Here is a 13,793-nt window from a genome sequence, read left to right as displayed (position 1 = left end):
GCGGGGCGCTTGGATCGATTTAGGCTTTGCGCACCTCGTTAAGCAATGGATCATTGGCCTGCCAGCGCCGGAAATTGGCCACAAACTGCTCGCCCAGTGCTTGTCGCCAGCCGATGAAGTCCCCGGCCATATGGGCGGAGATCATCACATTGGACATGTCCCATAACGGGTGCTCGGAGGGCAGGGGCTCTTCCTCGAATACATCCAGTGCAGCGCCGGCGATGATGCCGCTATTCAGCGCCTCGACCAGATCATCGGTGACTACGATGGGGCCGCGACCGACGTTGATCAGGCGCGCCGTGGGTTTCATGGCCGCAAAGGTGCGGCGGTCGAACAACCCGCGGGTGTCCTCGGTGAGTGGAGCGGTAATCACCACAAAATCGGCGTCCGGCAGCAGCTCGGGCAGGCGGTCATTGGCCAGCACCTGATCGAAGCGGGGATCATCGCGGCTGCTGCGGGCCAGACCGGTGACCTGCATGCCTACCGCGCGCAGCAGTTGCGAGACTTCGCCGCCGATGGAACCGGCGCCTACTATCAATACCTGGCGACCGTCGATGCGTTCGGTATCCCGGTGGTGCCATTGGTGCTGTTGCTGGTAGCGCAGGTTGCCGGCAAAATCCTTGGCAAACAGCAATATCGATCCCAGCACATACTCGGCAATGCCCCGGTCGAACAGCCCCCGAGCATTGGTCACCGGGATATCACTGTCCCACAAGGCCGGGAATCTCAGCGCATCGATGCCGGCGCTGGTGGCGTGTACCCACTGGATGGTGTGCTGTTCGGGCCAGCAGCGCTCCAGCAGGCCGGTGCGAAAATCCGTCACTACCAGAATATCTGTATTCGGTAGCGCATCCCTGAGCTCTTGCTCATCGCTGAGAGTGCGAATATGAGCGCTTTCAACGAGCGTCTGCAACCCGGGTAGCTCACCGTCTTCCGGTGCTACCAGTACAAGGATATTGATCATGTTATTACCCGGGAAAGGACACGGGTAAAGCGCTGCACGGCATCGTCCACCTCTGCCTCGCTGACCACTAATGGGGGCAGCCAGCGGATGATCTGGCCATCGGTGCCGCAGCGCAGTAACAGCAGGCCTTCTTCTTCGCTGGCGCTGGTCAGGCTGGCTGCCAGGTCGGGCAGCGCCTTGCCGGGAGATTCGGCAACCTCAAGGCCGAGCATCAGTCCCTTGCCGCGCAGGTCTGCCAGCAGGGGATACTGTTGGCGCAGAGTCTGCAGGTGGTCCCAGAGTTGCTGGCCCCGGGCCGCCGCGTTGGCCACCAGGTTTTCCTCATCCATAACGCGGAGAGTGGCCAGAGCGGCGGCGCAGGACACCGCATTAGCGCCATAGGTGCCGCCCTGAGAGCCGGCCAGACCCTTGGCCATCAAGGTTTGCGAAGCGGCCATGGCGGAAAGCGGGAAGCCGCTGGCCAGCCCCTTGGCGGTGATCACGATGTCCGGGGTGATGCCGAAATGCTGATGGCTCCAGAACTTGCCGCTGCGACCATAACCTGCCTGGATTTCATCGCACACCAGTAGAATGCCGTGCTGTTTACAGCGCTCGGCAAGTCCCTGCATGAACGCGCTATTGGCCGGGTAATAACCGAACTCGCCCTGCACCGGCTCGATCACCATGGCGGCGGTATCTTCCGGCGCCGTCTGGGTCTTGAGGATATGGTCCAGTTCGGCGAGGCAGAAACGGGTGGTTTCCTCCTCGCTCCAACCATAGCGCCAGCTGTGGGGAAAGGGCGCGACCACGACCCCTGCCATCATCGGGTGATAGGCATTGCGAACCTTGGTGCCGGAGGTGGTCATCGATGCAGCACCCATGGTGCGGCCATGGAAGCCACCATTGAAAACGATGACATTGGCGCGGCGGGTGGCGTGGCGGGCCAGACGCAGGGCCATCTCTACCGCTTCCGAGCCGGCATTGCTGAACGCTACCGAGTCGATACCATCGGGCATTTTGGCTACCAGACGCTCTGCCAGATCAAGCATGGGTTGGTGGGTGACGGTGGTGTACTGGGCATGAATCAACTTGCCCACCTGTTCGCGGGCGGCGGCGACCACAGTCGGGTGGCAATGGCCGGTGGAGGTAACACCAATGCCGGCGGTGAAGTCCAGGTAGCTTTTGCCATCGTTGGCAATCAACCAGCAGCCTTCGCCGCGCTCGGCGCAGACTTTGCTCGACTGTTTCAACAGAGGTGACAGGTGGCTCATGACAAAGCTCCTATCTCTTTTACGGGGGGGATGCCCCGGTTTTTGATGCCACTGGTGGAAACCACGACGGACCTCCACACAGAGCGGTGTGACTGGCAGTGTAGGAAGGGGACTGGGGGTATGCAAATACTGGCTACCCAGCTATAGCCGCGATCTTCAGCCAGCGTTCCGATGAACTGCTGTCATTTAATACTGATTCACAACATTCCCCGCCTAAAACCCGGATAATAGCGCCCCATCCTTTTCTGCCCGCTATTCTGGTAATCCCGCATGGAAATCAAGGTCAACTTTCTCGACAACCTCCGACTTGAGGCCAAATTCGACGACTTCACTGTAGTGGCTGATCAGCCTATCCGCTACAAGGGCGATGGCTCGGCGCCCGGTCCGTTCGATTACTTCCTGGCCTCGTCGGCGCTCTGTGCGGCTTATTTTGTGAAGCTGTATTGCCAGACCCGTGGCATCCCCACGGAAAACATCCGCCTGTCGCAGAACAACATTGTCGACCCGGAGAACCGCTACAACCAGATCTTCAAGATCCAGGTCGAGTTGCCAGAGGATATATCCGACAAGGATCGCCAAGGCATTCTGCGTTCCATCGACCGGTGTACGGTCAAGAAAGTAGTGCAGACCGGGCCGGAGTTCGTGATCGAGGTAGTAGAGAATCTGGACGCCGATGCGCAGGGACTGTTGATGGCGCCGCCGGCTGATGGTGCGCTTACCCGCATACCCGGCAAGGACCTGCCGCTGGAGCAGACCATCGCTACCATGTCCGGCATTCTCGCCGACCTGGGCATGAAGATCGAGATCGCCTCCTGGCGCAATATCGTGCCCAACGTCTGGTCGTTGCACCTGCGCGACGCCCATTCGCAGATGTGCTTTACCAATGGCAAGGGCTCGACCAAGGAAAGTGCACTGGCCTCGGCCTTGGGCGAGTTCATCGAGCGGCTGAACTGCAACTTCTTCTATAACGATCAGTACTGGGGTGAAGAACTGGCCCATGCCGAGTTCGTGCATTATCCCGAGGAGCGCTGGTTCCAACCTGGCGCCAATGATGAACTCCCGGAAGAGATTCTCGATGAGCATTGCCTGGATATCTACAACCCCGAGGGCGAGCTGCTCGGCTCGCACCTGTACGACACCAATTCAGGGAATGTAGAGCGCGGCATCTGTTCGCTGCCCTATGTGCGTCAGTCAGACGGCGAGGTGGTGTACTTCCCCTCCAACCTGATCGAGAACCTGTTTCTCAGTAACGGCATGAGCGCCGGCAATACCCTGGCCGAAGCCCAGGTGCAGTGCCTGTCGGAAATCTTCGAGCGGGCGGTCAAGCGCGAGATTCTGGAAGGTGAAATGGCACTGCCGGATGTACCGCAGGCCGTGCTGGCCAAATACCCCGGTATTCTGGCGGGGATTCAGGGTCTGGAAGAGCAGGGCTTTCCCGTGCTGGTCAAGGATGCCTCGCTGGGTGGCCAGTTCCCGGTGATGTGCGTCACCCTGATGAATCCGCGCACCGGCGGTGTGTTTGCCTCCTTTGGCGCGCACCCGAGCTTTGAAGTGGCGCTGGAGCGGAGCCTCACCGAGTTGCTGCAGGGCCGCAGTTTCGAGGGCCTGAACGATGTGGCGCGCCCCACCTTTGAAAGCCAGGCGGTAACCGAACCGAACAACTCTGTGGATCATTTCATCGATTCCAGCGGCGTGGTGTCGTGGCGCTTCTTCAGTGCCAAATCCGATTATGACTTTGTCGAATGGGACTTCACCAATGGCGGCAGTAACAACAACGCCGAGGAAGCCGACATGCTGTTCGGCATTCTCGAGGATATGGGTAAGGACGCCTATATGGCGGTGTATGAGCACCTGGGGGCTACTGCTTGCCGGATTCTGGTGCCGGGTTATTCGGAAATCTATCCGGTGGATGATCTGATCTGGGACAACACCAACAAGGCGCTGTACTTCCGTGAAGACATTCTCAACCTGCACCGCCTCAGCGAAGATGAGTTGGCAGCGCTGGCGGAGCGTCTGGAAGAAAGCGAACTGGATAACTACACCGACATCACCACCCTGATCGGCGTGGAATTCGACGACAACACCGCCTGGGGCCAACTGACCATTCAGGAGCTCAAACTGCTGATCTATCTGGCCTTGAACCGTCTGGACGAAGCCCTGGAGCTGGTCGAAGAGTTTCTGCAATACAACGACAACACGGTGGAGCGTGGACTGTTCTATCAGGCCATGGGCGCGGTGCTGGAAGTGACCCTGGATGACGAGCTGGAACTGGACGATTTCGAAGCCAGCTTCCGCCGCATGTTTGGTAACGAGCGCATGGATGCGGTGATAGGGTCAGTGGCAGGTACGGTACGCTTCCACGGCCTGGCGCCGACCAGCATGCGGCTGGAAGGCCTGGATAAGCATCTGCGGATGATCGACAGTCTGAAAAAGCTGCACGCAGCGCGGGCGCGAGCTGCTGGCTGAGTACCTGTCAGTACGACCAGAAAAAGCACCTTCGGGTGCTTTTTCCAAATGGGCAGAGTTCCGTTCCGCCCGGCCATTGAGCGCTGTTACATATACATCAGGAAATAGACCGCAGCCCCAGCGGTATACCCCAAGAACGCCAGCAGGCTGACGCGCTTGATGTACCAGAAGAAACCTATCTTCTCCATGCCCATCGCCGCTACGCCAGCCGCGGAGCCAATGATCAGGCTGCTGCCGCCGGTGCCGGCGCAGAATGCCAGCAGTTGCCAGAACCTGCCGTCGGTGACGAACTGGCCGAGCCATTCGGATTCGGAGGCTGCGGCAGAGGCGAGCATGCCGTCACTGACCAAGGGGTACATTTTCATTGCACCAGCGACCAGCGGTACGTTATCTACCACGGCCGACAGCAGGCCGATGGCGTAGTTGATGGCAAAGGTGTTGCCCAGGCTATCGCGCAGGCCCACGGCTATCTGCCCCAGATGGCCGGCTGTGGCGAGGCTGGATACTGCCAGCAGAATGCCGAGGAAGAACAGAATGCTCGGCGTATCGACCCGGTGCAACACGCCGATCACCGACAACGGATGCTTGAGTTCAGGTTTCTTGTCGCGGTGCATTATCTCGGTAGCAACCCACAACACGCCCAATCCGAACAGGATGCCCATATAAGGCGGTAGTCCGGTCACGGTCTTGAATACAGGCACAAACAGCAGCGCACCGATGCCCATCGCCAGCACTATATTGCGCTCCCGGTCAGTGGTGGCGTGACCGCCGTCGGCGACATGGGCACGCAGGCGGGGGCGTGGCGCATCACCTTTCAGGCGGACGCTGAGAATCGCCAGCGGGACCAGTAAACAGACGAGACTGGGCAGAAACAGCTCAATGACCACCTGCTGGGCGGTAATCTGCCCGCCGATCCAGAGCATGGTGGTGGTGACGTCACCAATCGGTGACCAGGCGCCGCCGGCATTGGCAGAGATAACCACTACGCCGACATACAGCCAACGCTCCGGACGACCCCGCACCAGCTTGCGCAGCAATGAGACCATCACAATGGTGGTGGTCAGGTTATCCAGCACGGCGGAGAGAAAGAAGGTCAACACACCGATAATCCACAGCAGCGAAACGCGCTTACGTGTAGTAATACGGTCGGTGATCACCTTGAAGCCGCCATGGGCGTCGATCAGTTCAACAATAGTCATGGCGCCAAGCAGAAAGAACAGAATCTCGGCAATTTCCCCGAGATGATGACGCAAGGCCTCCACGACAATGCCGGAAGAATCGGCCGGGTCATTACTGCCCAGTGTCAGGGTAGGCAGAATCTGATCCGCGCCCAGCACCAGCACCGCCCAGGTCATCGCCGCAGTAAGCAGCGCCGAGGCCGCCTTATCCAGCTTGAGCGGATGCTCCAGCGCAATACATAAATAGCCAACTACAAAGATGACTGCCATCAGGACATACATGGAAATGACTCCCTATCATTTTTGAAATCTTTGATCCGCGCAGGCTGTGGTTTTGCTGTGCTGCGGGTGGCGGCGGCAGGTCATTACCGGCAGCCGAAAATGTGTGCGCTATTGTCCGTGGTGGGAGGGTGCTTTGATTTGTCATTGGTCAATTCCAGAGCGCCTGGTGGCCCCGATTTCGCGCAGGAACCTTTGTGTAACGCTGACCCGGTACGGTTGTTAGCCCGGCGCGGAGTATATACCGCAGGACTACCGGCGGCATGCTGAAACCGATTTCAAAGAGGGAAGCCACGACTCGAATCTCGTTGCGCGTATTTAGAGTGTGAACCAGCCCTCATTACCCCAGTTGTTCCCTCACATGTAATGGCTTGATTTCCGCCTCATGCAAAAGAAATCGTCTGCATATTACCAGCGGCTTTACCGCCAGCGCTTGCGGGAACGGGGGCTGGTGAAGAAGGAGGTCTGGGTTCTGCCTGAACATGCGGCACGACTTCTGGCTTATGGTAGGTTCGTTATATCGACGTTCGTGGTGAACGGGATATTTCCTTGCCGCAGCGCAGCGACTTCTTAGGCCGCACGGGCAATGCCGAGCTGGTGCGGGGGATTTCCGGACTGCTCAATCTCAGCCGAGAAATCGATAGCAGCGCGGTCTCTATCCAGCAATACATCGCCAGTGAGCTGGGAGGCAATCTGCAGGAGTCGCTCAAACCGTTGATTGGAGGGCTGGAGTGCAAGACAACGAGCAAAGGCCAGCCGTGAACGATTGTTACGCCGCGCTTTTTCCCGTCCCTGTTGGGGCGGGTGTGGCATGGGATATTCAATGTCAGCCGTTGGTGGGTTGAGAATCAGCTATTCTTACCCGAACCTACGACTCTCTACCGGTGAATATGATCAGCTGCGACCAGTCCGATTATCTTGAAATCGCCTGCCTTTATCGCATCCCCATCGCTTTGACGTGGCCAGAGGGGCGGCGAGTGGAAGGTACACCGCTGGATACTGGTTACAACGGCCAGCGAGAGGAGTGCCTGTTGATGAAGGTTGGTGAAAGCGAAGAGTGGGTGGGGCTGGATGGCGTTGTCGCGATGATAGCTCTGATCGACAATCCGCACTTCAAGGAGGTCCGCTTCGGTGCGTGAGTTGCCGCCTCGCTTGTGGACAGTTGTCGCGCACTAAACAGAGCGCTGACCTTGATGGACGGACTGGTGGGAGGGGGCCACGTATGGTGCCTATAGAAAAACCTCGCGGGCAAGCCCGCTCCCACAAAGGATAGGGTCTGAGGTACCAGCGAATGGTGAGGCGTAGGTGTGTTCTGGTGCGCGACACCTCGACCATCTGCTGGCAGTTGATTGCTCAGCTCAACAACAACGCATCATCCGATAGCTTTTCGCCACGCACCTTCTCGAACATGTGCAGCAGGTCCGGTACGTCCAGTCCCTTGCGTTCGTCCCCAGCCACATCCAGCACCACCTGGCCCTGATGCAGCATCACCGTGCGATCACCGATATCCAACGCCTGGCGCATGCTGTGGGTGACCATCATGGTGGTCAGCTGTTTCTCGGCGACGATGCGCGCGGTCAGCTGCAACACGAAGTCTGCGGTGCGCGGATCGAGCGCCGCAGTGTGTTCATCCAGCAGCAGAATGCGTGACGGCTGCAATGCGGCCATCAGCAGGCTGACGGCCTGGCGCTGGCCGCCCGAGAGCAGACCGATGCGGTCGGTAAGGCGGCTTTCCAGACCCAGGCCAAGGGTGGCCAGGCGCTCGCGGAATTCATCGCGCATGGACGTCTGTACCGCTTTTGCCAGGCCGCGGCGCTGTCCGCGTTGCTGTGCCAGTGCGAGATTTTCCTCGATGGTCAGGTCTTCGCAGGTGCCTGCCATGGGGTCCTGAAATACCCGCGCCACACGGCCCGCGCGGCTCCATACCGGCAGGCGGGTGACGTCATCGCCGTCGATCAGGATCTTGCCGCTGTCTACCGGCAGGTCACCGGACACGGCGTTGAGAAAGGTCGATTTACCTGCGCCATTGGTGCCGATCACGGTGACGAACTGCCCGGTGGGAATGTCCAGAGACAGGCCCTGCAGCGCGCGGGTTTCGATCGGTGTGCCGTGATTGAAGGTGATCTTGAGATTCTGTGCGCTGAGCATCAGACGTGCCTCCTGCGAGTCAGGCGCTGTTTGATCAGCGGGATGACCAAGGCGATAACCACCAGCACGGCGGTGACCAGGTTCAGGTCCTGGGCCTGCAGACCGATGAAGTCGCTGTTCAGGGCCAGTGCGATGAAGAAGCGATAGACGATGGCGCCGAGAATCACCGCCAGGGTCAGATAGAAGATGCGGCGGGCCGGAAGAATGCTCTCACCGACGATGACCGCCGCCAGACCAATGACGATGGTGCCGATGCCCATGGAAATATCGGCGCCGCCCTGGGTCTGGACGAACATGGCGCCTGCCAGCCCAACCAGTGCGTTGGAAATAGCCATGCCAAGGATGACCATGGCGCCGGTGTTTACGCCCTGGGAGCGTGCCATGCGCGGGTTGGAACCAGTGGCGCGAATGGCCAGACCCTGGCGGGTGGCGAAGTACATGTCCAGCAGCATCTTGGCGATGATCACTACCACCAGCAAGATCAGCGGTCGGGCGATGTAGTCGGACAGCCACTGCGGCTGCAGGATACTGAACATGGTCGGTTCCATGATCAGCGGAATATTCGGCCGGCCCATGATGCGCAGGTTGATCGAATACAGCGCAATCATCATCAGGATACTGGCCAGCAGATCCATGATTTTCAGATGCACGTTGAGTACAGCGGTAACCATCCCGGCCAGCGCGCCGGCGGCCGTGGCGATGATGGTTGCCAGAAAAGGGTCCATGCCATTGGAGATAAGCACAGCACAAACAGCGCCGCCCAGCGGGAAACTGCCATCGACCGTCAGGTCGGGGAAGCGCAGCAGGCGGAAAGAAATGAATACGCCAAGCGCGACCAGGCCGAAAATCAGACCAACTTCGAGGGCGCCAAATAGGGAAAACAGTGACATGGGTGTTGAGCCTTTGGTGAGCGGCTGTGCCGGCGCGGGGTGCGCCGGCACAGGTCAGATCATTCGATGACTTCGGCGGCTGAGTCGATCAGCTCCTGGGACAGGGTGACACCTTGGGCTGCAGCGGCGGAGCGGTTGATGTACAGGCTCAACTCGCCGGTCTTCTGCGGTGCAATACTGCCGGGCTCTTCACCCTGCAGTATCCGCACCGCCACTTTGCCGGCCTGCACGCCATGCTGGTAGTAGTCGATGCCCAGGGCGGCAATGGCGCCGCGCTTGACGCTGTCGGTATCCGACGCGATCAGCGGGGTCTTGGTGTCATTACCGACCTTGACCAGGGACTCATAAGCCGACACCACGTTGTTGTCGGTGTTGGTGTAGATCACATCAACCTTGCCAACCAGGCTGCGGGCGGCAGAGCCTACATCAACGGTGCGTGGCGCGGCGGCTTCAACCAGGGTCATGCCCATTTCCGGCAGCAGCTCGCGCAGACGCTCGACCACCACAACGGAGTTGGCTTCGCCGGGGTTGTAGACCATGCCCACGCGCTTGGCTTCGGGCAGGACACGCTTGACCAGCTCCATCTGCCGATCCAGTTCCAGCTCATCGGAAATGCCAGTGACGTTGCTGCCGGACGGCTCCCAGTCACGTACCAGCTGAGCCGCGATCGGATCAGTCACCGCAGCGAATACTACCGGCACTGACTTGGTGCTGGCCACCACGGACTGGGCCGAAGGGGTGGCGATGGCAACGATGACGTCCGGGCGATCACCGACGAACTTGCGGGCGATCTGGCCGGCAGTGGCGGTATTGCCCTGAGCGGTCTGATATTGCCACTTGAGTTTATCGCCTGTGTAGCCTGCTTCTTCCAGCGCAGCACGAACGCCGTCACGCACGGAGTCCAGCGCGGGATGTTCAACAATGGCGGTAGCTGCCACTGACTTGGTATCGGCCACAACGCTGGAAAACGGGGCCGCCAACGCCATAGTCAGCGCGCCGAGGGATAACCACTTATTAATAGGTGACTTCATGTTATTTCCTTGTGGGCCGGCAGAAGGCCCTGTTCTGATTATTGTTTCCGTGTCACGGGTCAAACAGACGCATTATTCCCTGTCTGTCACAGATTGGCGATATGCTCCCGCTGTTCGCTCAACTGGCCCAGCGCCTTCTCTGCTTCGTCCAGCTTCGCGCGTTCCTTGTCGATCACCGCCGGCGGTGCCTTGGCAACGAAACCTTCATTGCCCAGCTTGCCACCGATGCGCTTGACCTCACCCTGCAGACGGCTGATCTCCTTGTCCAGACGCGCCAGTTCGGCACTCTTGTCAATCAGCCCAGCCATGGGCACCAGCACCTCCAGTTCACCCACCAGCGCGGTAGCGGACAGCGGCGCTTCTTCACCTGCAGCAAGAACGGTGATGGAAGCCAGCTTGGCCAGCTTGCGCAGGAAAGCGTCGTTCTCGTTCAGGCGACGACGATCCTCATCACCAGCCTTGCGCAGCAGCAGTTCCAGTTCCTTGCTCGGAGCGACGTTCATTTCGCCACGGATATTACGCACGCCGAGAATCAGATTCTTGAGCCATTCAATATCACCTTCGGCGGCGGCATCAATGCTGTCATCCGCCGCCACCGGCCAGGGCTGCAGCATGATGGTGTCACCATCCTTGCCGGCCATCGGCGCAATGCGCTGCCAGATTTCTTCGGTAATAAAGGGCATGAAGGGGTGGGCCAGGCGCAGGGCGGTTTCCAGCACGCGCACCAGGGTGCGGCGGGTGCCGCGCTGGCGCTCGGCTGGGGCGTTCTCGTCCCACAGTACCGGCTTGGACAGCTCCAGATACCAGTCGCAGTACTGGTTCCAGATGAACTCGTACAGTGCGGTGGCCGCCATATCGAAACGGAACTGATCCAGATGGCGAGTCACTTCCGCCTCGGTGCGCTGCAGCTGGGAGATGATCCAGCGGTCGGCCAGAGTCAGCTCGACGGGCTCGCCGTTAGCGCCCACATCCTTGTCTTCGCACTGCATCATCACGTAGCGCGCGGCGTTCCAGATCTTGTTGCAGAAGTTGCGGTAGCCCTCGACCCGGCCCATATCGAACTTGATATCGCGGCCGGTGGAGGCCAGCGACAGGTTGGTAAAGCGCAGCGCGTCAGTACCGTAGGCAGCAATGCCCTCGGGGAATTCGGCGCGGGTCTGCTTCTCGATCTTCGCGGCCAGCTGGGGCTGCATCATGCCGCTGGTGCGCTTGGTTACCAGCGACTCCAGATCTATACCGTCAACGATATCCAGCGGGTCGAGCACGTTGCCCTTGGACTTGGACATCTTCTGGCCTTGGCCATCACGCACCAGGCCGTGCACATAAACGGTCTTGAACGGAATCTGCGCGCTGCCGTCCTCATGCTTCATCAGGTGCATGGTCATCATGATCATGCGGGCCACCCAGAAGAAGATGATGTCGAAACCGGTTACCAGCACATCGGTGGGGTGGAATGTCTTCAGCGCCTCGGTCTGCTCCGGCCAGCCCAGGGTGGAGAAGGTCCACAGGCCCGAGCTGAACCAGGTGTCCAGCACGTCCTCGTCCTGACGCAGAACGGCATCGCCCAGGTTGTGCTTGGCGCGCACTTCTGCCTCATCGCGGCCGACATAAACGTTACCCGCCTCGTCATACCACGCCGGAATGCGGTGGCCCCACCACAGCTGGCGGGAAATACACCAGTCCTGAATGTCGCGCATCCAGGAGAAATACATGTTCTCGTACTGCTTGGGCACAAACTGGATACGGCCATCTTCCACTGCCGCAATCGCCGGCTCGGCCAGCGGCTTGGTGGACACGTACCACTGATCGGTCAACCAGGGCTCGATGGCCACGCCAGAGCGGTCGCCCTTGGGCGTCTTCAGGCTGTGGGGTTCGATCTTCTCCAGCAGGCCAGCGGCATCGAAGTCTTCAACGATCTGCTTGCGGGCAACGAACCGATCCATCCCAGCGTAGGCGGCGGGCAGGGTAGCGTCCACGTCATCATTGACGCTGCCATCAATATTGAACACCTGGCCACGGGCCAGAACCGCCGCGTTCTTGTCCAGCACGTTGATCAGCGCCAGGTTGTGGCGCTTGCCGACTTCATAGTCGTTGAAGTCATGGGCCGGGGTGATCTTCACGCAGCCGGTACCGAACTCCGGGTCGCAATAGTCGTCGCCAACAATCGGAATGCGCCGGCCCACCAAAGGCAGTTCGACAAACTTGCCGATCAGCGCCTGGTAACGCTCATCCTCCGGGTTCACCGCCACAGCGGTATCACCCAGCATGGTCTCAGGGCGGGTAGTGGCAACGATCAGGTAATCCTTACCCTCGGCAGTGGTCGCGCCATCGGCCAGCGGATAACGCAAATGCCACAGCGAACCGGTCTCGTCGTGGTTCTCCACTTCCAGATCGGAAATGGCGGTGTGGAACGCCGGGTCCCAGTTGACCAGCCGCTTGCCACGGTAGATCAGCCCGTCCTCGTGCAGCCGCACAAAGGCCTCCTGCACGGCGGCAGACATGCCCTCATCCATGGTGAAGCGCTCACGGCTCCAGTCCACGGAGCTGCCCAGCCGGCGAATCTGCCCGGTAATGGTGCCGCCGGACTTTTCCTTCCATTCCCAGACCTTCTCCAGAAACATCTCCCGGCCCAGATCATGCCGGCTCACACCCTGAGCCCCCAGCTGCCGCTCCACCACCATCTGCGTGGCAATACCCGCATGGTCCGTACCCGGCTGCCACAGGGTATTGCGACCCTGCATACGGCGGAAACGGATCAGCGCATCCATGATCGAGTTATTGAAACCATGGCCCATGTGCAGGCTACCGGTCACGTTCGGCGGCGGCAGAGCAATGGTGTACGACTCACCAGAACCCTGCGGAGCAAAATAATTGTTCTGCTCCCAGGTCTGGTACCAGGAGGATTCAATAGCGTGGGGCTGGTAGGTTTTATCCATGGGTGTTTTGGCTGTCCGGTATATGGCTGGCGACGGTAAAGGGTGCCACGGCAGCTTACAGGAGTCCCGCCTGGCCCGCCGATCGGTGGGGCTATATAAAGCAGGAACTCCGCGCGCCATGAGACAGAGTCGCAAAAACGGCCATTATAGCGAGGAGGGAGGGTGGTCGCATCCTTGTTTGCATGGTGTGCAGGGTGCATTGAGCGCTGGCTGAACGCCGCCCCGATATCTGCATTCACCCTCTATGACTTTCTGACTATGGCCAAGCGCCATTCTCTGGGCTATGTTGACCTCAAAGCAAGGATTGCAGCCGTTCCCGCCCAAGGGCCAAGGACAGCCTACCTTCCATACCCGAATTGAGAGCGTACCGGCTTGCCTGCCTGTAGAGGGTGGGGCGGTAGCGTGGCTGGCGAGGTGGGTTTTTATCCAGTAGTAATGGGTTCATGAAAAGACGCAGTCAAGCGAATACGGGGTGGGCTGTGGCGAGATCTATAAGATATTGTTTTTTAAGCGTATTTCTGGCGGCGTAATTTCGATGAAGCGGAGTTATGTCGCAGTCACTGTTATGTATTAGTGCCGCATGCGGTCTAATCACTGTTATGCCTCAAGGGGTAACAATGATGATTCTTGAAAACAAAATTCCGCCACCAA

9 protein-coding genes and 2 pseudogenes are annotated in these 13,793 nt (G+C 59.4%); 4 read left to right on the top strand and 7 right to left on the bottom strand.

What is annotated here, in order from left to right; genetic code table 11:
• Positions 1-19: 19 nt before the first annotated feature.
• Entirely contained in the window at positions 20-964 is a 945-nt protein-coding gene (locus INT39_RS20565) for a D-2-hydroxyacid dehydrogenase (protein ID WP_193075838.1), read from the bottom strand.
• Positions 961-2,214 (bottom strand): aspartate aminotransferase family protein, encoded by a 1,254-nt coding sequence (locus tag INT39_RS20560; RefSeq protein ID WP_193075837.1) that lies wholly within the window; start codon positions 2,212-2,214, stop codon positions 961-963. The genes INT39_RS20565 and INT39_RS20560 overlap by 4 nt, the downstream gene beginning before the upstream one ends.
• A 270-nt stretch (positions 2,215-2,484) precedes the next feature.
• Here INT39_RS20560 and INT39_RS20555 point away from each other — a divergent pair, with 270 nt between their 5' ends.
• A complete protein-coding gene (locus INT39_RS20555) occupies positions 2,485-4,680 on the top strand; it encodes an OsmC domain/YcaO domain-containing protein (RefSeq protein ID WP_193075836.1) in 2,196 nt (731 codons plus the stop codon).
• Positions 4,681-4,766: 86 nt separating this feature from the next.
• Here the strand turns inward: INT39_RS20555 and nhaD are convergent, their stop codons facing one another.
• The gene (nhaD, locus tag INT39_RS20550) at positions 4,767-6,140 is read right to left on the bottom strand and encodes a sodium:proton antiporter NhaD (RefSeq protein ID WP_193075835.1); all 1,374 of its coding nucleotides are present in this window, start codon (positions 6,138-6,140) and stop codon (positions 4,767-4,769) included.
• Positions 6,141-6,522: 382 nt separating this feature from the next.
• Here nhaD and INT39_RS20545 point away from each other — a divergent pair.
• From INT39_RS20545 to INT39_RS20535, 3 genes and pseudogenes are all read left to right on the top strand, one after another.
• Positions 6,523-6,648 (top strand): annotated as a pseudogene (locus tag INT39_RS20545) (DUF2170 domain-containing protein); the annotation flags it as partial.
• A gap of 41 nt (positions 6,649-6,689) precedes the next feature.
• Positions 6,690-6,806, top strand: a pseudogene (locus INT39_RS23060) (hypothetical protein); the annotation flags it as partial.
• A 221-nt stretch (positions 6,807-7,027) separates the two neighbouring features.
• Positions 7,028-7,276: a Rho-binding antiterminator gene (locus INT39_RS20535; RefSeq protein WP_193075890.1), complete on the top strand. Its 249-nt coding sequence runs from the start codon at positions 7,028-7,030 to the stop codon at positions 7,274-7,276.
• A gap of 214 nt (positions 7,277-7,490) precedes the next feature.
• Here INT39_RS20535 and INT39_RS20530 read toward each other — a convergent pair whose 3' ends face one another.
• From INT39_RS20530 to INT39_RS20515, 4 genes are all read right to left on the bottom strand, one after another.
• Entirely contained in the window at positions 7,491-8,285 is a 795-nt protein-coding gene (locus INT39_RS20530) for an ABC transporter ATP-binding protein (RefSeq protein ID WP_193075833.1), read from the bottom strand.
• On the bottom strand, positions 8,285-9,175 hold the full coding sequence (locus INT39_RS20525) for an ABC transporter permease (RefSeq protein ID WP_193075832.1): 891 nt from the start codon (positions 9,173-9,175) through the stop codon (positions 8,285-8,287). The genes INT39_RS20530 and INT39_RS20525 overlap by 1 nt, the downstream gene beginning before the upstream one ends.
• Before the next feature lie 59 nt (positions 9,176-9,234).
• Entirely contained in the window at positions 9,235-10,206 is a 972-nt protein-coding gene (locus INT39_RS20520) for an ABC transporter substrate-binding protein (RefSeq protein WP_193075831.1), read from the bottom strand.
• An 86-nt stretch (positions 10,207-10,292) separates the two neighbouring features.
• Entirely contained in the window at positions 10,293-13,142 is a 2,850-nt protein-coding gene (locus INT39_RS20515; RefSeq protein ID WP_193075830.1) for a valine--tRNA ligase, read from the bottom strand.
• Positions 13,143-13,793: the final 651 nt, after the last annotated feature.

The organism is Pseudomonas sp. FME51, from assembly GCF_014897305.1.
The sequence above is the reverse complement of the archived record's forward strand: the minus strand, read 5'-3'. Positions and strand labels throughout refer to the sequence as shown.